This is a genomic window from Winogradskyella haliclonae, assembly GCF_014635865.1.
GTDB lineage: Bacteria > Bacteroidota > Bacteroidia > Flavobacteriales > Flavobacteriaceae > Winogradskyella > Winogradskyella haliclonae.
On record NZ_BMDQ01000001.1, the window covers coordinates 422,394 to 446,063 of the forward strand.

Consider the following 23,670-nt stretch of genomic DNA (forward strand, 5'->3'; position numbering starts at 1 on the left):
GTTTATCCTCTTCGTTTAAAGTAACCTAACAGCTTTTTTACATAGCTTTCATCCACACGACAATCTATGGTTCCTGCACCAGACTTGGTAAAAGCGTCTTTGTAATATTCTACTTTATCGTTATAAAATTTACCATAATCCGTTCTCACTTTTTTAGATGCCGTATTGACAAGTAGCAATTCGCCAGTTTCTTCGTCTTGCATTTGCACCATTCCAATATTAGGGATTTCAGCTTCATGTTTATCAAAAATCCTGATACCCGTAATATCATGTTTCCCAGCAGAAATCTTAAGCGTTTGCTTATAATCGTCTGCCACAAAATCTGAAAGCATAAAAACAATGGCTTTTTTCTTCATCACATTAGACAAAAACTTTAGAGCTTCAGAAATGTTTGTTTTTTTACTTTTTGGTTGAAATTCTAATAGCTCACGAATGATCCTTAATACGTGAGAACGTCCCTTTTTAGGCGGAATAAATAATTCTATTTCATCTGAAAATAGAATTAAGCCTATTTTATCATTGTTCTGAGTGGCAGAAAAGGCTAAGGTTGCAGCAATCTCTGTTACAATTTCATCTTTAAATTGATTTTGCGTCCCAAATAACTTACTCCCTGAAACATCCGCCATAAGCATCATAGTAAGCTCGCGTTCTTCTTCAAAAACCTTCACATGTGGCTCATTTGTTCTGGCAGTAACATTCCAATCTATATTACGAACATCATCTCCAAATTGATATTGGCGTACTTCTGAAAACGTCATACCGCGACCTTTGAAAGTCGAGTGGTATTCGCCTCCAAAAATATGATCAGACAGTCGGCGTGTCTTAATCTCTATTTTTCGTACTTTTTTAAGAAGTTCTTTGGTATCCATTTTTCAATTTACGATTGAAGATTGTTGATTTACGATTTCTAAAATCGCTATTCGTAATTCTAAAATCTAAAATTCTATGGTACTTCGATTTGATTTACAATCTTATTGATAATATCTTCTGACGTTACATTTTCTGCCTCAGCTTCGTATGTGATACCAATTCTGTGACGTAACACATCATGGACTACAGCTCTAACATCTTCTGGGATGACATAACCGCGACGCTTAATAAAAGCATAACATTTTGCCGCAACGGCAAGATTAATACTTCCACGAGGCGAAGCTCCAAAAGAAATCAATGCTTTTAAGTCAGAAAGATTATAATTTTCTGGATAACGTGTCGCAAAAATGATATCCAGAATATATTTTTCAATTTTCTCATCCATATACACCTCGCGAACAGCTTCCTGAGCTTTTAAAATTTGCGCAACAGAAACCACAGGGTTTACTTTATCCCATGTTCCTTTTAAATTGGCACGCATGATTAATTGTTCTTCTGCTTGCTTTGGATAATCAATCACCGTTTTTAACATGAAACGGTCAACTTGTGCTTCTGGTAGAGGGTACGTTCCTTCTTGTTCTACTGGATTTTGCGTTGCCATTACTAAAAATGGTTTATCTAAAACAAATGTTTCATCACCAATGGTCACTTGCTTTTCTTGCATGGCTTCTAACAAAGCCGATTGCACTTTTGCTGGTGCTCTATTGATTTCATCTGCTAATACAAAATTGGCAAATATTGGCCCTTTTTTAATGGAGAAATCATTCTCTTTGATATTGTAAATTAAGGTTCCAACCACATCTGCTGGCAATAAATCTGGCGTAAACTGAATACGACTAAAACTCCCAGAAACCGCTCTAGACAGTGTGTTAATAGCTAAAGTTTTTGCCAATCCAGGAACACCTTCTAACAAAATGTGCCCTTGACCTAAAAGACCAATCAGCAATCGTTCTACCATGTGTTTTTGCCCGACAATAACCTTGTTCATTTCTAAAGTTAGTAAGTCTACAAATGCACTTTCTTTTTCTATCTTTTCGTTAATTGATTTTATATCAATTGTATTGGTTTCTTCCATGTTTTATAAGTTTTTCAACCGTTTAATCCGTCTTGTAATATCAGTTTCGCAAATTGTTAAAATTATTCTACCTATGCTGTTAACGATTGGTTAAAAATACTACGCTTTTTTATAATTAGTGTTAAGCTGATTCAGAAGGTTATTTTTACATATAAATTAGATATTTTTACTGTAACTAAAAACTAACTTTATTAGAGTGTCAAACTATTCTAAAATAATTAGCGGAACCATGACTTGGGGCGCTTGGGGAAAACAATTCTCAACTGCTGAAATGGAGGCTATGATACAACATTGTCTTTCTATTGGGATAACCACCTTTGATCATGCCGATATTTATGGCGGCTATACCACCGAAGCCGATTTTGGAAAAGCATTTACTGCTTCTGGAGTGAAACGAGAAGCTATTCAGCTGATTTCGAAATGTGGTATTAAGTACATAAGTGATAATCGAAATTATAAAGTAAAACACTACGATTACAGTAAAGACTACATCATATGGTCTGTTGAAGAGTCTCTGAAACATCTACAAACAGACTATGTCGACTTACTTTTATTACATCGCCCTAGCCCTTTAATGCATCCTAACGAAATTGCTGAAGCTATTACAATTTTAAAAAAGCAAGGAAAAATTAGAGACTTTGGTGTTTCAAATTTTACAACATCACAAATGGATATGGTTGGTTTACGAATGGATATCGATGTGAACCAGATAGAATTTTCATTAACTGCGCACCAAGCGATGCATGATGGTACTTTAGATTATATGTTTACTAATGGCATACGACCTATGGCATGGTCTCCTTTGGGTTCTGTTTTTAGAGAAGATACTGAGCAAACTAGACGCATTCACAAACAGCTGGGTGTTTTAATGGATAAATATAATGCAACTGAAGATCAGCTTTTACTGGCATGGTTACTAAAGCATCCTTCTAGCATTACACCAGTTGTTGGCACGACAAACAAAATAAGATTACAACAAGCTATGGAAGCGACTAAAATAAATTTAGAACTAGAAGATTGGTTCTTGATTTTAGTTGCAGCTCAAGGGCATAAAGTGCCATGATAAGTGATAAGTGATAAGTGATAAGTGATAGAATATGAAAAAAACAGCATTAATTACAGGTGCTACTAGCGGTATAGGTAGAGCAACTGCTCATGAATTTGCCAAACATGGTATTGATTTAATATTATGTGGAAGGCGTCAAGAACGTTTAGATATTGTACAAAAAGCTTTATCTCGAGAAACTGATGTGCATACTTTAAATTTTGATGTCCGTGATAAAGACAACACTTTTGAAGCCATAAACTCACTACCTGATAAGTTTAAAAACATTGATATTTTAATCAACAACGCAGGTAATGCTCATGGCCTTGACCCAATAGAAACTGGAAGTACTGACGATTGGGATGCTATGATGGACATTAATGTCAAAGGGCTACTTTATGTAAGCAAGGCCATTATTCCTGGAATGACAGAACGAAAGTCTGGACATATCATTAACATTGGCTCTTCAGCTGGGAAAGAAGTCTACCCAAAAGGCAATGTCTATTGTGCAAGTAAGCATGCTGTTTTAGCCATTACCGAAGGCATGCGCATAGACCTTAATCCTTATGGCATAAAAGTAAGTGCCGTTAATCCTGGCTTAGTAGAAACTGAATTTTCTCAAGTGCGTTTTAAAGGTGGGCAACAAGCCGATAATGTTTACAAAGGTTACAAAGCATTACAACCAGAAGATGTTGCAGAGGTTATCCATTTTGCAATTAGCAGACCATCTCATGTTAATCTTGCTGATATTTTAATGTTTTGTACTGCGCAAGCGAGTTCTACTATTGTGAAAAAAGAAATCTAAATAACTTGATTAACAAACGCCTTTTAATTAAAAACTTACTCGCTCATAACGACGAGAACAGTTTTTATGACAAAAAGCGAAAATTGAATCTTAGTTATAAAGAAGGGAAAGCAAAATTTCTAAAACACATTTGCGCACTTTCTAATAGTAACCCAAAAAACAACTCGTATATCGTCATTGGTGTCGATGATACTGACAACAAAATTATTGGCGTGGATTTTTTTGATGATAGTAAAATTCAAAACCTAATAAATGCCTATCTCACACATCCACCAATTGTACAATACGAGAATATTCCATTTCCGCATTTAGCGGACGACAAAGTTGTTGGTTTAGTAACCATAAGACCAAACGACCAGATTACGTCTCTTAGAAAAAACATCTGGAAATACTATGGTGGCGCCGTCTTTTTTAGAGATGGTAGCATGAGTATGCCCAAGGTCTTTGATATTGAAATTAAAGATGCGAATTCTGAGATTGTTTCAGCAATAGAAAATCACGCTTTAAATAATATTGAGCTCACTCTAGATGGCGTCTTTGACTTCATGAAAAAGCGAGAAGATTTTAATCCAAATTATAAAGTCTTTAAAGAATATTTTGTGTTGTGTTGGGCTGGGCAAAAAAAGGAAGTCAAAGATGAAGTTTTCTTCTCTCGTGTAGATATCGAATTAATAAATGAGCAAAAGCGCCTCTTTTATTCTGCCTTAGACGAGGTTTCTATTTCTTATACAGATAATTATTTTACTATTATTGAATATGTAAAGTTAGGGCTTCATAATAACGATAAGTATTATAAGTTAGAAGAGACTGTGATAGATTTTGGGCATAATGGCAACTATTCGATTGAAACCAATTTACTATTCGAGCCTCCACAATTTGATAAAAAAGTACTGCATCATATTTACAACTCTAATAACGCATTAGTTGAAAAACTAAAAAAAGGATTACCATTACATCCTAATGAAACTGAAGATTTAAAAAACCTATCTGCAACCTATCTTATTTGTTTTCTCAATAATTTTGAAAATGCTATAGATAAGTTAGAAGAAGCTAAACCTCTTTTAAAGTCTTACAGCAAGACAATTTATGAAGGTTATAAGCTAACTATGCGAATTTTAAGAAAAGTAAAATACAGCTAGAGCTCTACTTAACAGATACTTTCGTCGATTATTTTTACCAACAAAAACTAATCCTCTAATTTTCTCGTAATTAATCTATAATAATCTGAATTTCAGATATGTGTTATTAACTTTACTTAGCTATTAAAGCAACAACATATATAACCTTACTTCTCCCAACAACGCTTTGGCATTGAAGTAAGGTTTTTTATTATAATCATTTTTATCACCTTATAATTTTTATTATTAGTCTTATCACTATCTTTATTTAAACTTAAATTTTAAAAAGATGGCAGTATTAAAAGTTATTGAAGTATTATCAAACTCTAACAAAAGTTGGGAAGACGCTACTAAAAAAGCAGTGAAGGAAGCATCTAAAAGTGTGAAGAATATACGTTCTGTTTATGTACAGGACCAAAGCGCAATAGTAAATGATGGTGAAGTCACTGAATTTAGAGTTAATGTGAAATTGACTTTTGAAGTAAAATAATCGTTCAAGCTTAAAAAAAATAGAGCTCATAAAACATTATGTTTTTATGAGCTTTCTTTGGATATTATAAGGCTATATTAAATAAAATTCAACGTCTCTTGTGGCGCACCAATAATACCTTCTGTAGATGTTCCTAACCAGTTTTCGATAATAGTAGCATAGACTTGTCTAAAATCTATGGTGAATTTTAAATCGCCATTGTCATCTAAATCAGATAATGATGATAACTTATTATAAATCCCTGCTGTTTTCAGATTTTTACCAATGACAAAAACATTATTTGCTGAGCCGTGATCAGTACCATTGGCTGCATTCTGTTTTACACGTCTTCCAAATTCAGAAAATGTAAGAATTAACGTGTCTTCAAAAGTACCATTACGTTTTAAGTCTTTAATAAAAGCAGATAAAGATTCTGCATATACAGATAATAATCTTTTTTGTGGGTTTTGCTGATTCGCATGGGTGTCAAATCCACCTAGGGCATTATAAAACACCTTTGTCTCTAAACCAGAATTGATAAATCGAGCTATATTTTTTAACTGCTTTGCAAACTTATTTTGCGGGTATTCTTCTTGAGATAATTTCACTTTAGTTTTCTCATAAATATATGTTGCAGATGACTTAGCATCAATCATATTTTTATACAAATACCCTAAGTTGTGCTCCGATAAATGCTGGTCATTGTAATGATTTAATACCTTCTGAAAATACGGGTCTCTTGCCGTTTTATATAGTGTTTGGTAATCGTTTGTGGCTATACCATTAAAATGTTCTCCTTTTAATGCCAAACTCAATGTTTCATCAAGTTCAATAGCATTATAGGGTTGCTTTCCGTGTTTATCTAAGAAACGACCAATCCAGCCACTTTGTAAATATTCATCACTAGAACTTCCAGATTGCCAAATATCCATTGATCTAAAGTGAGAACGAACAGGATTTGGATAGCCAACATTATTGATAATAGATAATTCGCCATTGTCATAAAGATTCTGCAATGGTTTTAGACTAGGATGAAGTGCTAAGTCATCATTTAATCTTACAACATCATTTTTAATAGCTAAAGTCGGTCTAGCCTTGTAATACAAATCGTTGTTGTAAGGAATAATAGTATTTAAGCCATCATTTCCTCCAGACAATTGAATAATAACTAAACGTTTATAACCCATTGATTGGGCATCAAAAGTCTCAAATGCTCTCACAAAATTAGGAACAAAAAAGAGGCTACTTGCCAATGCCGAATTTTTTAAAAAATCTCTTCTTTCCATAACTAGCACATTTGATATTCTGGTAAAGACATTAACTGAACACAAAAGGTTTGCTTTGAATCTTTGTCCATAGATGCTATATAAGACATCGTCCCTTTATTAATCTTTCCATTAATTAAAATAGAGCTTAAATCTTCACTAGCTGCACTTTTAAAGTTCTTTTGAAATCTATCCCAATTCGGCGAAGTCTTCATTGGTAATTGCCCTTTGTTTTTATTAAAAAATTGACGCCGCATATGGTCTCTCTCATCATCTAATGCTATCATTCCGTCATTTAATAAAATTGACGCTAGTTTTAGCCTAACCATAATTGTATTGGCATCTACCCATGCTTTATGCCCTTTCCAACCAGCAACATTTGGCGGGTCTAACAAGGTTTGGCCTAATAATTTTTGTAGCTTAATTAACCTTTTTTTATTCTTGTAATTTACAGGTACAGTTCTAGATAAACCGACCAAGAAATCTACTGGTGATTTTATTTTGGCCCCAATATTTCTATCCTCATAGAACCAATCTTGAGTAAACACAAAGTGCATTAGTTTTTTGATGTTGTAATCCTTGTAGAATACATCGGTCATTCCCTCTACATGAAGCTCACTAATCGTTTCATTAACAAAATAGCGATAGATTTTTTTACAGATAAACTTAGCGCATTGACGTTTTTTTAGAATAATGTCAATGATGTCATCCCCATCAAAATTTCCTGTTTCTCCAAAAAAGGTTTTTAAACCATAGTCATGTTGAAATTTTCTTAGCCTAAAACTACCATCAAAACGATTAAAATATCCTGTAAATGCTCTTGCACTTTCTTTAATATCTTTTTCTGTATAATTACCTGCGCCTAAAGTAAAAAGCTCCATCAATTCTCGAGCAAAGTTTTCATTAGGTTCAGCCTTCTTGTTTTGCTTTAGATTAAGGTATTTTATCATGGCAGCTTCTTTAGAGATGGCTTTTACAAAATCTCTAAAATTACCAAGAGCATGTCTCCGAAGGGTGTTATTATATTGCTGTAAATGTACGACACTTTTATCTCCACAAACAAAATGGTTTGACCAAAATAAGGTCATTCGTTCTCGTAATACCTCCTCTGAAGAAACCAATTTATCAATCCAAGCTGTATTTAAATCTAGAATACGTTTTCTACTTTTTACGGCCAGTTCTTTAAGTAATTTTGGCTTAGACTTTAGAGTCATTACATCCAAATTCTTAAACTCTGAAAGGTCAATTTTTAGCGAATTAATGCTTTCAGAAGTCCGAAACAAAGTATCCACAACTTCAGCTCTGGATTTATTTGAATGTTCCATTAACTGTTTTGGAGTTATCCCAAAGCCTGCACGCCAATAGAGATGTTTTATGTGCTCATGTTTCATGCTATTAGGACTTGATGAATGGCTGAAGGTTTAATTTCAAAACTATGAAGCCTAAAAAAACCGTTTCATTTCTGAAACGGTTTTACAAAATTATACTTTGACTGTTTTTTACAAATCAAACTTAATACCTTGAGCTAAAGGCAATTGATCCGAATAATTAATTGTATTCGTTTGTCTGCGCATATAGACTTTCCATGCGTCAGAGCCAGACTCACGTCCACCACCAGTTTCTTTTTCTCCACCAAATGCACCTCCGATTTCAGCACCAGAAGTTCCTATGTTTACGTTTGCAATACCACAATCAGAACCTGCATATGATAAGAATTTTTCGGCTTCCTTCATTTCGTTAGTCATTATTGCTGAAGATAATCCTTGAGCCACACCATTTTGTTTTTCAATGGCATTCTCAATCTCACCTGAATATTTCATTAAATATAATATTGGTGCAAAAGTTTCGTGTTGTACAATTTCAAAATGATTCTCAGCTTCAATAATTGCTGGCTTTACATAGCATCCAGACTCATAACCTTCACCTTCTAAAACGCCACCTTCTACTAACACATTTCCGCCTTCAGCTTTTGCTTTTTCAATAGCATATAAATAGGTGTTTACTGCATCTTTATCTATTAACGGCCCTATATGATTGGTTTCATCTAAAGGATTACCAATTGTCAACTGCCCATAAGCACCAACAATGGCATCACGTACTTTGTCATAAACAGATTCGTGAATAATTAAACGACGTGTGCTTGTACAACGCTGACCACAAGTACCTACAGCTCCAAATACAGCACCAGGAACAACCACTTTTAAATCTGCAGATGGTGTAATGATAATTGCATTGTTTCCACCTAATTCTAACAAGGATTTTCCAAAACGCTCTGCAACTGTTGCACCAACAATACGTCCCATTCTAGTAGAACCTGTGGCAGAAACTAAAGGAATTCTAGCATCAGTAGTTAAAAACTCTCCTACTTTATAGTCTCCATTAATAATACAAGAAATCCCTTCTGGATAATTATTTTCTTTTAAGATATCGGCAATAATATTTTGACAAGCCACTGAACATAAAGGTGCTTTTTCTGAAGCTTTCCAAACACATACATCACCACAAATCCAAGCCAAAGCTGTGTTCCAAGCCCAAACAGCAACAGGGAAATTAAATGCAGAAATAATCCCAACAACACCTATTGGATGCCATTGTTCTCTCATAACATGTCCTGGACGCTCAGATGGAATAGTCTGTCCATTTAATTGTCTAGACAAGCCCACTGCAAAATCACAGATATCAATCATTTCTTGCACTTCGCCATAACCTTCTTGTAATGATTTGCCCATTTCATAAGAAACTAATTTACCTAAAGGTTCTTTTAATTCTCTTAGTTTATTTCCAAACTGTCGCACCACTTCTCCACGAACAGGTGCTGGTACATCTCTCCAAGACTTAAAAGCTTTTGTTGCAGCATCCATAACGCGATTATAATCTGCTCTCGTTGTCGTTTTAACTTTTCCGATTAACTCGCCATCTACTGGTGAGTATGATTCAATTATGTCGCCATTAGAAAAATTTTCAGAACCCGTAGAAGTTCCATAGTTTATAGCTTTAACACCCAATTTCTCGAGGGCATCTTTTATTCCGAAATCAGTAGCTACTGTTCCCATATTATATTGATTTTTTTGTCTAATTATTTTCGGCGAAGATAACAATAAATTGTTGCTTTTAAAGTTGTCTTTTGCTTTGATAAAGCCCAACAAAATTTAAGAACAGTTTAACAAGAGGCTAAAATCTAAATGTTAAAATAGCAACGTAACTATATTAACAAGAATAGGCCTACATCTTGATTTTAAGGAATTCTCATATACGATGAGAATCAGTATTAATTAAAATCCAAAATATTATGCATTTAAGAATTTTAGCAGTGGTTTGCTTTGCGGTTAGCATAGCACAAGCCCAAGACATCCAGTACGTTTCAGCGGAAAATGGATTAGTAATTAGAGAACAACCTAATCAAGGTGCCACTAAAATAGGTATATTAGATTATGGTACAGCAGTAGAAGTTATCGAACAGACCAATTTACACATGGATGTAAAGGATAGCAATAAAAAAGTATCTGGTAAATGGGTTAAAATAAAAGGACCTGCGGTAGGTGAATACTTTGAAGGAGGTTATGTTTTTAATGGTTTCTTAACCGATGAAAAAATAGAGCAACCTCTAAAAATAACTGGCGATGCATTTACCATTTATATTGATAAATTACACGCCAATGTGAAAGTGCAATTGCCAGTTGTAGAAAATGAAACTGTGATGCCTGTATTCAAAATTAATACTAATGCATCTTTAGAAAACAGGTATCTTAAAATAAAACATCATCAAAATTACAGAACCATAGAAGTATTACAACGCCACAGAAATAGTATTGTAGTAAAGTCAAAAGAGGGCGATGTGTCGCTTACAGATTATCAACATTACACATCAAGTTGGAAACCCTTGCAACTAGAATTTGCTAAAGGCAACATCTTTAAAACAGCGACCTTATCTAAAAAAGACTCTAAACGTTTCGGAGCTATTGATGAAGCAAAATTATATTCAACTTTAAACCTTGAAAAAACGTCATCCTACACTATTGTTCCTAGCCAAATTGAGCTTAAAGTTATCATGACGGATATTGATGGTTATAAAACTGAAAAAATTATAATCTTTGAATTACCTTTAAGCAAAGCGTCGTAAGTTATAGTAACATAGAAATCCATTGAATCATGAAAATCAACAAAGTCTTCGCCCTTATAATCTTCGCATTCTTAGCTGTTTCTTGTAAAGACAAATCAACAGAAACCAATAATATCTTTAAGTTTAAAGACTATATAAGTTACACAACTTCTGGTCGTGTATCGGTAATTGAACCCATAAAGATTTTCTTGGCAGATGAAGTTAGCGACTGGGACATAGGGCAAGACTTAGATGTTGATTTGATAAAATTAAAGCCATTTGTTCAAGGTAAATTACAAGCCCTCAATAAAACGACCTTATTATTTACGCCTGATGAACCTTTAGAGCCAGACACAGAGTATACCGTAACGGTGAATTTGGACAACATTTTCAAAAAAATTCCTAAAGAATTTAATTCATACAAATTTCAGTTTAAAACTATAACGCCTGGCTTTGCGATTACGACTTCAGATTTACAATCATACAGTAAAGAGTGGCAGTACGTCTCAGCGTATTTACGCTCTGCAGATGTCATTAATTTAAACGATGCTAAAAAGCTGGTTTCTGCTTCTCAAAATGGAAATGATTTAAAACTAGTATGGAATGAAGCTTCTGAGAATTCAAAATATTTTGAATTTAAAATTGACAGTATAAGGCGTTTAGTAGAAGATAGTAAGATAGATGTAAAATGGGATGGAGATGCTATAGATGCAGAAAATGAAGGTGAAAATTCTATTGCAATTCCTGGAAAAAATAACTTCACAATTATTAATACCGAAGTATTTCAATCTCCTGAACAATACTTGTCCATCAATTTTTCTGATCCTTTAAAAAAGCAGCAAAATTTTTCAGGATTAGTTAGTATACAAAATGTGAAAAACCCAAAATATGTAGTTAATGGTAATGTTTTAAAAGTTTATCCAGACACAAAATTGGTTGGTGACATTCAGGTCGATGTCTATACTGGAATAACAAATACGGATGATTTTAAATTAAAAAACAGTTTCTCAGAGCGTCTTACTTTTGAATCTCTAAAACCTGAGGTTCGTTTATTAAGTAACGGCACTATTCTTCCGAATTCTAAAGAGCTAAAATTTAATTTCGAGGCTGTTAATTTGAGCAAAGTTGATGTAAGAATTATAAAGATTTATGAAGACAACGTGCTTCAATTTCTACAAACCAATAACATAAATAGCAACAACAAATATGGCATAAGAAATGTCGGTCGACGCATTGCAAAACAAACCATTACACTAATTGAAGAAGAAGCTCAAAACACAGGGAAATGGAGCGCATACAGCATCGATTTATCAAACTATTTTACGGCTGACGTTGGTGCCATTTATCGTGTTGAGTTAAGCTTTAAAAAAGAGTATTCACTATACGATTGTGAAGCAAATTCGCCATCAGAATCATCCGATGAAGAGGACTACTATGACGATTATTATGAAGACGATTACTACGCCTCAGAGGATATTTCCGAAGAAGATCAAAACCGCTTAGAAGAAGAGTATTGGGATAATATCACCTACAATTACAGAAGTAATAATTACCGTTGGCGAGATAAAGATAATCCATGTACTGACTCGTATTACAATTATTCAAATCGTGTGGTTGCGCAAAATTTAATAGGCTCTAATTTAGGTGTTATTGCTAAAAAAGGAAATGCTAATAATTATTTGCTTGCCGTTACTAATATTTTAAATACTAAGCCGGAAGCAGGTGTTAATGTTAGCCTATATAATTTTCAACAACAATTGCTTGTAAAAGGGATTACAAACCTTGATGGCGTTGCAGAACTTAAAACTGAAAAGCGTGCTGCATTTGCTATAATTTCTAAAGGCACAAGTACGAGTTACGTAAAGCTTTTAGACGGAAATTCTTTATCTCTTAGTAAGTTTGATGTCTCTGGTAAACGCTTGCAACGGGGACTCAAAGGTTATATTTATGGCGAGCGTGGTGTTTGGCGTCCGGGAGATAGTTTGTTTCTAACTTTTGTACTAAATGATAATGCCAACAAACTCCCAAAACGTCACCCGGTAAAACTAGAAATCACAGATCCAGTTGGCAAATTAGTACATCGTCACGTGTCAATAGATAACGTGAATCATTTCTACAATTTTACTGTACCTACGTCAACAGGTTACAAAACCGGAAACTATTATGCCAAAGTATCTGTTGGTGGTGCTACATTTACTAAAACATTAAAAATTGAAACTGTAAAACCTAATCGTCTAAAGATTAAAATAGATTTTGAAGATGAAATTCTAACTAACAATACACCACTTAAAGGCGATTTAAATGTAGCATGGCTTCACGGAGCACCAGCAAAAAATATCAAAGCTGAAGTAAAAGCAAAATTTACAACGAAAAGAACAAGTTTTAATGGGTATAAAAATTATGTTTTTAATGACCCCACTCGAAATTTCACTAGTGAGGAAACTATAGTCTTTGAGGGTAATCTCGATGCAAAAGGCAACACAGAAATTAATAGTAAACTTAATATTGGCAAGAATGCACCAGGCATGCTTAATGCACAATTTCTTGTAAGAGCTTTTGAAAATGGTGGTGATTTTTCACTTGATTCATTTACAATGCCTTATGCGCCTTATGAAAGTTTTGTAGGGCTTCAATCTCCAGAAGGTAATAATTACGGATCCTATTTTACGGATGAAAATCATACGTTTGATATTGCAACTGTCAATTCAGATGGGAAACCTATTGAACGTAAAAATCTTGAAGTGAAGGTTTATAAAGTTGAATGGCGTTGGTGGTGGAACTCTTCTTACGATAATCTATCGAGTTATGTGTCTAGTAATTATCATAGACCAATTCAGCAATTTACTATCAACACAGATAAAAATGGCAAAGCAAACTTTAAGCTCAACATTCCAGACCATCAACGTGGTCGCTATCTAATTAGAATTCTAGACCCTAAAAGTGGTCATGCAACTGGTCGCACAGCATATTTTTATAAAAATTGGTGGCAAAGTGCACCGTCTTCAGATAAAGATGTAGCAAAAATGCTAGTATTCTCAACAGACAAAGACAATTACAATGTTGGTGAAATCGCAAAATTAACCTTCCCTTCAGGAAGTGAAGGTCGTGCTTTGGTAAGTATTGAAAACGGAACTGAAGTTATCGATTACCAATGGGTAGCAACAACATCTGGAGAAACAACAATAGACATTCCCGTAACAGAAGCTATGGCGCCAAATGTGTTTATTAATATTTCATTATTGCAACCTCATGATGTGACATCTAATGATTTACCAATTAGATTATACGGTGTTATTCCGATGCTAGTCGAAAATCCCGAAACACGAATAAGCCCTGAGATTTCAATGCCAAACGAAATTAGACCAGAGGCCTCTTATGAAATAAAAGTATCAGAAAAGAACAACAAACCTATGACTTATACCATTGCAGTAGTCGAAGAAGGTCTGTTAGACTTAACCCGATTTAAAACACCAAATGTATGGGATAGCTTTTATGCTCGTGAAGCTCTTGGTGTTAAGACTTGGGATATTTTTGATGATGTCATCGGTGCCTATTCTGGCAGTATTGACCAGGTATTTGCTATTGGTGGTGATGGCAGTGCTGCAAAAGGAAAAAACAAAAAAGCCAATCGTTTTAAACCTGTAGTCACCTATTTAGGCCCTTTTATTTTAGACGCTAAAGAAACTAAAACACATCGGTTAAAAATGCCAAATTATGTTGGCGCTGTTCGTACCATGGTTATTGCAGGTAATAATGCAGAAGAAGCGTATGGAAATGCAGAAAAGACAGTTCCTGTTAAACAACCCTTAATGGTTTTAGCAAGCTTACCTCGTAAGCTAAGTCCTGGTGAAAAAGTGACACTTCCTGTTACTGTTTTTGCTATGGAAGACAAAATAAAAAATGTCAACATAGAGGTAAAACTAAGTGATGGTATTTCAGTAAAAGGCAATACATCTCAAACGCTTCGCTTTAATAATCCTGATGAAAAAATGACGTATTTTGAATTGGATGTCTCTAAAGCAAAAGGGATAAACACTATTGAGGTAGTCGCTTCGGGTCATGGCGAAAAATCAACTTATAAGGTTGAGATTGATGTTGAAAATCCAAACCCTTTTTCTTCAAAAATTGTTGATGTCGAACTACAAGCAAACGCCACTCAAAAAGTAGCATTCAACACCTTTGGAGTACCAGGAACAAATACCGCAACAGTAGAGTTTTCGACATTACCTCCAATGGATTTTACAAAACGCTTAGCATACTTAATTCGTTATCCTCATGGCTGTGTAGAACAAACAACTTCTAGTGTGTTCCCTCAATTATTCTTGGCTGAGATTTTTGATTTAGATTCAAAAAAGAAGAAAGAAATTCAGAGTAATATTGAAAATGGCATCAACCGATTATCTCATTTTCAACAAGCCAATGGTGGTATGAGTTATTGGATTGGCGAAAACACCTCTAACGATTGGGGCACGAGTTATGCTGGTCATTTTATGATAGAAGCTGAGAAAAAAGGCTTTGTTCTTCCACTTACTTTTAAGAGCAATTGGTTGGCTTATCAAAAACAAGCCGCTAGAAACTGGAGGCCAAGCTATAGAAACTATAATAGTGATTTAGCACAAGCCTATAGATTATATACATTGGCCTTAGCTGGTAGTCCAGACTTAGCAAGTATGAATAGACTTAGAGAATTTACCGAAATTTCTAACGAAGCCAAGTGGCGACTAGCAGCAGCTTATGCTTTAGCGGGGCAAAAAGAAGCTAGTAATGCCATTTCTAAAACAGCAAATATCGATTTCCAGCCTCCAAAATCAAACTATTACACCTATGGCTCTTTAAATAGAAATCGTGCAATGGCTCTAGAAACAATGCTTATTACAGACAATCCTAAAGCCGTTGATTTAGCAAAAGCTATTGGTAAAGCTTTATCAAGCAACGATTGGATGAGTACGCAAACTACAGCTTATAGTTTATTATCCATCGGAAAATTGATATCTAAAAATGGAGGTAAAGACTTAAATATTAGTTATTCTGTGAATGGGACATCAGAAACAATAACTACTAAAAACGGAATTGCACAACGCAAAATTCCAGTTATAGATGGATTAAATGAAATTGCTTTGGAAAATAAAGATGGTAATTTGGTTTATGTCCGCCTTTTAAATTCTGGTAAGTTAAAACTAGGACAAGAGCTTTCGGTTAAACGAGGTTTCTCAATTTCTACAATTTTCAAAGATTTACAAGGCAACATAATTGATGTTTCAAAATTACAACAAGGACAGGATTTTGTGGCAACGGTTAGCATTACAAACCTTAATAACGAGGTAGTAAAAGATGTGGCATTGACTCAAGTTTTTCCATCAGGTTGGGATATTGTAAATACAAGATTTACAGATTTTGGTGATACAACGGTTAGTCAAGCGAGATACACTGATATTAGAGACGACCGCGTTAATTTCTATTTTGATATGAATAGAAGAGGTAAACATGGCACAAAAACATTTACTGTTATGTTGAATGCGTCATATTTAGGCACCTACTATTTGCCTGGCACACAAGCAGAAGCGATGTATGACAATGATTATTTGGTTAGAAATAAAGGCCGTTGGGTCACAGTAGAAAAATAAATATATGCAAAATCAAAAACCGTATTACGCCGTTATTTTTACCTCAACTCAGACTGAAGACATTGTGGGTTATTCTGAAATGGCAAATCAAATGGAAACATTAGCCAAAACACAAAAAGGGTATTTGGGCATAGAAAGTGCTCGAAACTCTGTTGGAATAACCGTAAGTTATTGGGAAAGTTTAGAAGCTATTAAACAGTGGAAACAAAACTCCGAACATCTATTTGCGCAACAAAGGGGGCGTGAACAATGGTACAACTGGTATAAGGTGCGCATTTGCAGAGTAGAACGTGAATATGAATTTGAAAAATAATATTGAAAATTCTTGCTTACATAAAACGTCATAAACTTAAAAGTGCAATTATAACTATTGCATTAATTGCTTATTATTTCTGTTTACCAAAGCAACTATTTAAAGACCCAACAGCAACTGTAATCACTAGTAATTCTGATGAGCTATTAGGTGCATTAATTGCAGATGATGGACAATGGCGGTTCCCAAAGATGGATACTATTCCGGAGAAATTTAAAACCTGCATTCTTCTTTTTGAAGACGATTATTTTTACAAACATCCAGGCTTTAATCCTATTTCAATTTTTAAAGCTTTAAAACAAAATATAAGTTCTGGTAAAGTAAAGCGTGGTGGAAGCACCATTACCCAACAAGTGATTCGCTTATCTCGAAAAGGCCAAAAACGCACGTATTTTGAAAAGTTGAAAGAATTGATTTTAGCTACCAGACTAGAGTTTAGGCATTCAAAAGAAGAAATACTAAATCTCTATGTGAGTCATGCGCCTTTTGGCGGAAATGTCGTTGGTATAGATGCCGCATCATGGCGTTATTTTAACAGGAATGCTTCGGATTTATCCTGGGCAGAAAGTGCTACACTAGCAGTTTTACCAAATTCGCCAAGTCTTATTTACCCTGGGAAAAATCAAAAACGCTTGCTCAAAAAGCGCAACCGATTACTGAAAAAACTGTTTGATAATGGCACAATTGATAAGCTAACCTATCAATTATCTATTTCTGAAGGCTTACCTCAAAAGCCATATCCTTTACCTCAAATCGCACCACATTTACTCCAAAAAATCGCCAAAACTCAAAAAGGTCAGCGAATTAAAACAACATTGGATATTGCATTACAAGAGCAAGGAAACACTGTTGTAAAACAGCACTATAATCAGCTAAAACAAAATGAGATTTTTAATATTTCGGTTTTGGTTTTAGATGTAAAAACCAGAAAAGTATTGACTTACATTGGTAATTCCCCAACCGACAAAGCTCATCAAAATCAAGTAGATATTATTGATAAACCTCGAAGTACAGGCAGTATTCTAAAACCTTTTTTATATGCTTCAATGCTAGATGCTGGAGATTTATTACCTAATACTTTAGTGCCAGATGTCCCAACACAATTTGGAAGTTACCAACCCGAAAATTTTAATAAACAATACGATGGTGCCGTTTCTGCCAAAAGGGCTTTGTCTCGTTCATTGAATGTGCCGGCTGTGAGAATGCTTAAAGACTTTGGTTTAGACCGTTTTTACCAATATCTAAAACAACTAGAACTTAAAGATTTAAAATACAACGCTAATCATTATGGCTTGTCTTTGGTGTTAGGTGGTGCAGAAAGTAATCTCTGGGACTTATGCAAAAGTTATGCTGCTATGGCGTCAACATTAAATCATTTTAATGAAAATAGTAGTCAATATTATAGCAATGAATTTTGTGACCCTATAATTAAAAGTATAGCGTCTATTGATTTCGGAAAACCCTCCCAAGAAAAAATCATTTTCGATGCGGCTTCAACCTACCTCACTTTTGAGAGTATGAAACAAGTTAACAGACCTGAAGAAGATGATAGTTGGGAATTTTACGATTCTGCACAAGACATCGCATGGAAAACAGGAACGAGTTTTGGATTTAGAGATGCATGGGCAATTGGCACAACCTCAGATTATGTAGTTGGTGTATGGGTTGGTAATGCGGATGGAGAAGGGCGCCCTGGTTTAGTTGGTGTGCAAACCGCTGCTCCAATTCTATTTGATATTTTTGATTTATTGCCAAAAAGCCAATGGTTTGCAAAACCCTATGACGAAATGATTGAAGTAGATATTTGTAAAAAGAGTGGTTATCGTGCATCATCTATCTGTAATGATATCATTAAAGACTATATTCAACTGAGTGGACAAAAAACGGCACCTTGCCCGTTTCATAAACTCGTTCATTTGGATGCATCAGGACGTTATCAGATTAATTCATCTTGCGAAGATATCTCAAACATTAAAAGCCAAGCTTGGTTTTCGCTTCCACCTTTACAAGCCTATTATTACAAGTCTAAAAATCCGTTTTATAAAGAACTTCCGGCATATAGAACCGATTGTATAAAGGCTGCATCCACTAAAATGGAATTTATCTATCCTAATCAGCAAAGCACAATTTTTTTACCTAAAGATTTTGATGGTACTACTAACGATTTAGTCTTAAAAGTTGCCCACTCAAAACCCGATTTAGAATTGTTTTGGTATGTCGATGCAAAATATATTGGTGCAACAAAAAATATTCATGATATGGCCATTTTGCCTCAACCTGGCGAACATCTTATTACAGTTGTTGATGCGCTCGGAAACGAATTGAAACATAAAATAACTATTTCGGAATAATTACTTATAACTCGTAATGTGTATTTTTGCTACTCAATATAAATATATACGTATGGAAGTTGTTCAGTTTATCCACTCTTATTGGGCCTATTTGGTATTAATTGTTTTAGTTTTAGCAACCTTTAATGCACTTATTAAGTTTTTTGGTGATAAGGAATTTGATGCAAAAGATTTTAGAATATCGCTTTTTGCATTAATCACCATGCATATTCAGTTACTCATAGGTATCATCCTGTTTTTCTTAAAAGATTACTTTTCTACTATTGAACAAGTTGGTGGTATGGGAGAAGTCATGAAGAATGATGCTCTAAGAAAGCTTATTGTTGAACATCCTACTACCATGATTATTGCAGTTGCCTTAGTTACTATTGGCTACTCTAAACATAAAAAGAAATTAGTATCTAAACCAAAGTTTAAAGTGCTTGCAATTTTTTATACTATAGCATTAGCACTAGTATTATATATGATTCCTTGGAATCAATGGTTTTAGAAACACATTATAAAAAAGGCTTCAAAAATTGAATTGAAGCCTTTTTTATAATTTAAAATTAAAAGAATCTTATTCTTCTACTTCTTTTATAACATATACGTATACTGGGAAGTGATCACTAAATCCACCTGTGTAACTTCCATTAGCAAAGCTTCTAAATGGATAACCCTTATATCTCCCGCGTTTATTAGTTAAATATTGCTTGTTATAAATGCCTGCCTTATAAAATCTAAAAGACGAATAATCTTTTTCTAAAAGAGGTTTGGTTACCATAATTTGGTCAAATAAACTCCATGCATCACGATAAGCTGTTGTACCATAACCTTTGTCTTTAAACATACTTTCAAAAGGATTGTATATCCCTTTTAATCCAACTTTATTTTTTTTAGCTTTTGCTTTTAGCACTTTTTTTACACTCTCATTTGTTGGATCATCATTAAGGTCACCCATCGTAAAAATCTTTGCATATGGGTCATTAGATTGTAACGAATCAATAATGCGTTTATTCACTTTTGCTGCAGCTACACGCTTAGGTCTGCTTCTTGCTTCACCACCGCTACGTGATGGCCAGTGATTAACAATAAGATGAATTAAATCACCATCTAATTTACCACTTACCAGTAATTGATCTCTAGTATATTTTCGTTCTTTCGTTTGATCATCAAATATTTTTAACTCATGAGAACTGGTTGTTATAGGTTGAAATAGCGCTTTTTGATAAAGTAATGCCACATCAATACTTCTTGCATCTGGACCATCAAAGTGTATAATACCATAATCCTTACCTAATAGTAATGGATCATTTACCACATCTTCTAAGACTTTACGATTTTCAATTTCGCAAACACCGATGACTGCAGGCGAATTTTTACTTTGATCACGACCGATATCAGCAATAACTCTTGCCATTCCTTTTACTTTCTTTTTGTATACTTCGCCTCTATTAGAAGCTGCCATTTCCATCATTGGACTAGCCTCATCATACTTTAAAGGATCATTAATGGTGTCGAAAAGATTTTCTAAATTATAAAACGCAATGGTATGTATTTTAAAGCGTTTTTCTTTTTGGGCAGAAGCACTAAATGTTAAAGAAAATGTAACTAAAACTAATAGTAATTTTATTGGTCTCATTTGTTTATATTATCTAATTGTAAAGTTTATAGCAATTTAGATGCCAAAAGTATGTATTTATTATAAATAATGTAACTTTGTCCGCCTTTAAAAAATCGTTAAGGGTATCTTAAATAAAATCAATATTGAATTAAGCATGAAAAAAAGTTTTTTACTATTTCTGTTTGGAATCGCTTTTTCGCTTACAAGCTTTGCACAGCAAACACTTGTAAAAGGTAGCGTTTTGGATGGAACAACAGGAGAGCCTATTCCTGATGTAACTGTAACTATCGAAGGTACAGATTTAAGTACAACTACTGATGCAAAAGGCGAATTTAGTTTTTCGGCTAATGTCCCTCTTGGAGAGCAAGTACTTAAAATTGAAAAAGTAGGTTATGAGACTAAACGTTATCCAATAGTCGTCAATGAAGGTCAAACCGTTGATATCTCTGGTATGACATTAGATTTTGACCCTACCGACAAAAAGGATTTGTACACTATTTCTATTTCTGATGACAACTTAAATAGTGAGGATGATGGTCTAACGGATAATATTTCTGGGCTTTTGCAAGCTTCTAGAGATGTGTTTTTAAGTGCCGCAGCTTTTGACTTTAGTGCAACATTCTTTAGACCAAGAGGTTTAGACAATGCTAATGGTAAAGTTCTTATCAATGGTATTGAAATGAACAAGCAGTTTAACGGTCGCCCACAATGGGGTAACTGGGGTGGCTTAAATGATGTACAACGTAATCAAGAATTTACAATGGGGATGTCTGCAAATGATTATAATTTTGGTGATCTTGCAGGTACTAATAATATTGTAATGCGTGCCTCACAATACAGAAAAGGCGGTCGTATATCTTATGCTGCTGCCAACAGAAGTTACCAAGGACGTATCATGGGAAGTTACAGCTCGGGGCTTTTAAAAGATGGCTGGTCATACTCTGTGTTATTGTCTAGGCGTTTTGGTGATCAAGGTTATATAGACGGTACATTATATGATGCAAATTCATTTTTTGCTGCAGTAGAAAAACGTATTAACGATAAGCATAGTATTAACTTTACGAGTATATATGCTCAAAACAGACGTGGTCGTTCTACAGCTGTAACTGACGAAGTGAATAGACTAAAAGGAAGACAATACAATCCGTTTTGGGGAGAGTTAAACGGCGAACAACGCAACTCTAGAATTAGAGAGATTGAAGAGCCTATTTTAATGCTTAACCACTATTGGGATATCTCTGATAAAGTGCGTTTAAACACAAATGTAGCTTACCAATTTGGTGAAATTGCAAATACACGTATAGATAATGGCGGTACACGCTTAGTTACTTTTGGCAATCAAAGTGCTTATATTGGTGGTGCTCGTAACCCTACTCCAGAGTATTATCAAAATTTACCAAGTTTCTTTTTGCAAGACCCAAATCCAACTGCTTTTGATTTTCAAAATGCGTTCTTAGCACAAGAAGCTTTTGTTAATGATGGACAATTGAATTGGAATCAATTATACGAAGCTAATGCATCTTTATTAGCACAAGGCGGAAATTCTCTTTATGCTATACAAGCAGATGTTGTCGAAGATAAGCAATGGAGCTTCAATTCTATATTGGATGCTGATTTAGCTGAAAATATTCGCCTAAATGCTGCTTTAAACTACAGAAATTTAAATAGTCAAAACTATGCTAGAATAGAAGATTTACTTGGCGGAACAGGTTATTTAGATGTTGACTTCTTTGCTGAAGAAACTGCAAATACAGTTGGTTCTACATTAGAAGAAGTTGCGCAAAGTGACGTACGGAATCCTAATCGTATTGTTAGAGAAGGTGACCGTTACAAGTACAACTATGAGATTGATGCAGAAGTAGCTAGTGCTTTTGCACAAGTACAGTTTAAATACAATAAAATAGATTTTTACTTAGGTGGTAATATTTCTAAAACATCTTATCAAAGAAATGGTCTATACGAAAATGGTAATTTTCAAGGTGGAGGAAATGATGGTTCTTTTGGAAAGAGTGATGAGCTAGATTTTACAAATTATGGTGTTAAAGCTGGATTTACTTACAAGATTACTGGTAAGCATTTAGTAGATGTTAACGGGAGTATGTTTAGTAAAGCTCCAGGCATTAGAAGTTCTTTTAGTAATGCTAGACAAACCAATGCTAAAGTAATTGGCTTAGAGAGTGAAGATATTCAATCTGTAGATGTAAGTTATATTTACCGTTCTCCAATATTAAAAGCCAGAGTTACTGGTTTTTATTCAGGGTTTAAAAACGGAACAGATATTGGATTTTACTTTACTGAAGACTTAGCCGGTTTAGGTATAGACAATGGTGATGCCTTTGTTCAAGAAGTACTTACTAATGTAGAAAGACGTCATGTAGGTGTTGAAGTTGGTATTGAAGCGCAAGTAACACCAACAATAAAACTTAAAGGTGCTGCATCAATTGGTCAGTATACATTCCAAAATAATCCAAATCTATATTTAACTAGTGTTGACATAGATGGTCCACTTACTTTTGGAGATGGTACTACTAACCTAAAAGATGTTCATGTTGCTGGGGGTCCAGAGCGTGCTTTCCAACTAGGCTTTGAATATAGAGATCCTGATTTCTGGAATATAGGTGTAACGAGTAACTTTTTCTCTAATGCCTATATAGATGTTAGTAATTTAGCTAGATCTGCTAACTTTACATCGGACTTTGACGGTAATACATTTAATGATTTTGATCCTGTACTCGCAAAAGAGTTATTAAAGCAAGAACAATTTGATGATTATATGTTGGTAAACATTATAGGTGGTAAATCCTGGAGAGTCGATGATTATTTCATTGGTTTCTTTGCGACTATAAATAATGTATTTGATCAAGATTACAGAACTGGTGGTTTTGAGCAATCTAGATTAGCTAACTTTAGACGTATTAGAGAAGATAAAGCAAGAGATAACGGTCCTGTTTTTGGTTCACGTTATTTCTTTGGTAATGGTACCACGTACTACCTTAATGTTTATGTAAGATTTTAATTGAAAAAAGAAAAATA

At 34.4% G+C, this 23,670-nt stretch carries 16 protein-coding genes; 10 read left to right on the forward strand and 6 right to left on the reverse strand.

Annotated elements, in window-relative coordinates:
- Positions 1-2: 2 nt before the first annotated feature.
- Entirely contained in the window at positions 3-869 is an 867-nt protein-coding gene (locus IEV10_RS01940) for a DUF58 domain-containing protein (RefSeq protein WP_188373010.1), read from the reverse strand.
- Positions 870-943: 74 nt separating this feature from the next.
- The gene (locus IEV10_RS01945) at positions 944-1,945 is read right to left on the reverse strand and encodes an AAA family ATPase (RefSeq protein ID WP_188373011.1); all 1,002 of its coding nucleotides are present in this window, start codon (positions 1,943-1,945) and stop codon (positions 944-946) included.
- Positions 1,946-2,141: 196 nt separating this feature from the next.
- Here IEV10_RS01945 and IEV10_RS01950 point away from each other — a divergent pair, with 196 nt between their 5' ends.
- The 4 genes from IEV10_RS01950 (at position 2,142) to IEV10_RS01965 (ending at position 5,403) form a co-directional block, all read left to right on the forward strand.
- Positions 2,142-3,008 (forward strand): aldo/keto reductase, encoded by an 867-nt coding sequence (locus tag IEV10_RS01950; RefSeq protein WP_371862924.1) that lies wholly within the window; start codon positions 2,142-2,144, stop codon positions 3,006-3,008.
- A gap of 34 nt (positions 3,009-3,042) precedes the next feature.
- On the forward strand, positions 3,043-3,795 hold the full coding sequence (locus tag IEV10_RS01955; RefSeq protein ID WP_188373012.1) for an SDR family NAD(P)-dependent oxidoreductase: 753 nt from the start codon (positions 3,043-3,045) through the stop codon (positions 3,793-3,795).
- A gap of 5 nt (positions 3,796-3,800) precedes the next feature.
- Positions 3,801-4,934, forward strand: a complete 1,134-nt coding sequence (locus IEV10_RS01960; protein WP_188373013.1) for an ATP-binding protein — start codon at positions 3,801-3,803, stop codon at positions 4,932-4,934.
- Positions 4,935-5,202: 268 nt separating this feature from the next.
- Complete coding sequence (locus IEV10_RS01965; RefSeq protein ID WP_188373014.1) at positions 5,203-5,403, forward strand: dodecin family protein; 201 nt, start codon at positions 5,203-5,205, stop codon at positions 5,401-5,403.
- Positions 5,404-5,480: 77 nt separating this feature from the next.
- On the opposite strand, the gene IEV10_RS01970 is transcribed toward IEV10_RS01965, so the two are convergent.
- The 3 genes from IEV10_RS01970 to amaB all read right to left on the reverse strand — a co-directional run bounded on the left by IEV10_RS01970 (position 5,481) and on the right by amaB (position 9,700).
- Complete coding sequence (locus tag IEV10_RS01970; protein WP_188373015.1) at positions 5,481-6,668, reverse strand: DUF1501 domain-containing protein; 1,188 nt, start codon at positions 6,666-6,668, stop codon at positions 5,481-5,483.
- A 2-nt stretch (positions 6,669-6,670) separates the two neighbouring features.
- A complete protein-coding gene (locus IEV10_RS01975; protein WP_188373016.1) occupies positions 6,671-8,038 on the reverse strand; it encodes a DUF1800 domain-containing protein in 1,368 nt (455 codons plus the stop codon).
- Between the two features lie 108 nt (positions 8,039-8,146).
- Positions 8,147-9,700, reverse strand: a complete 1,554-nt coding sequence (amaB, locus tag IEV10_RS01980) for an L-piperidine-6-carboxylate dehydrogenase (RefSeq protein ID WP_188373017.1) — start codon at positions 9,698-9,700, stop codon at positions 8,147-8,149.
- A 236-nt stretch (positions 9,701-9,936) separates the two neighbouring features.
- Between amaB and IEV10_RS01985 the strand changes: the two genes are divergently transcribed.
- Genes IEV10_RS01985 through IEV10_RS02005 form a run of 5 tightly spaced genes read left to right on the forward strand, consistent with a single transcriptional unit; the run spans position 9,937 to position 19,524 of the window.
- Positions 9,937-10,767 carry an SH3 domain-containing protein gene (locus tag IEV10_RS01985; RefSeq protein WP_188373018.1) on the forward strand — a complete coding sequence of 277 codons (831 nt, stop codon included), beginning with the start codon at positions 9,937-9,939 and terminating at the stop codon, positions 10,765-10,767.
- 29 nt (positions 10,768-10,796) lie between these two features.
- Positions 10,797-16,370, forward strand: coding sequence for an alpha-2-macroglobulin family protein (locus IEV10_RS01990; protein WP_188373019.1), 5,574 nt, complete (start codon positions 10,797-10,799; stop codon positions 16,368-16,370).
- A gap of 4 nt (positions 16,371-16,374) precedes the next feature.
- Positions 16,375-16,683 (forward strand): antibiotic biosynthesis monooxygenase family protein, encoded by a 309-nt coding sequence (locus IEV10_RS01995; RefSeq protein WP_188373020.1) that lies wholly within the window; start codon positions 16,375-16,377, stop codon positions 16,681-16,683.
- A complete protein-coding gene (gene pbpC, locus IEV10_RS02000) occupies positions 16,683-19,034 on the forward strand; it encodes a penicillin-binding protein 1C (protein WP_188374171.1) in 2,352 nt (783 codons plus the stop codon). The genes IEV10_RS01995 and pbpC overlap by 1 nt, the downstream gene beginning before the upstream one ends.
- Before the next feature lie 52 nt (positions 19,035-19,086).
- Entirely contained in the window at positions 19,087-19,524 is a 438-nt protein-coding gene (locus IEV10_RS02005; protein ID WP_188373021.1) for a hypothetical protein, read from the forward strand.
- Between the two features lie 69 nt (positions 19,525-19,593).
- Here IEV10_RS02005 and IEV10_RS02010 read toward each other — a convergent pair whose 3' ends face one another.
- Positions 19,594-20,655, reverse strand: a complete 1,062-nt coding sequence (locus IEV10_RS02010) for an endonuclease/exonuclease/phosphatase family protein (RefSeq protein ID WP_188373022.1) — start codon at positions 20,653-20,655, stop codon at positions 19,594-19,596.
- A gap of 136 nt (positions 20,656-20,791) precedes the next feature.
- Here IEV10_RS02010 and IEV10_RS02015 point away from each other — a divergent pair, with 136 nt between their 5' ends.
- Entirely contained in the window at positions 20,792-23,653 is a 2,862-nt protein-coding gene (locus IEV10_RS02015; protein WP_188373023.1) for a TonB-dependent receptor, read from the forward strand.
- Positions 23,654-23,670: the final 17 nt, after the last annotated feature.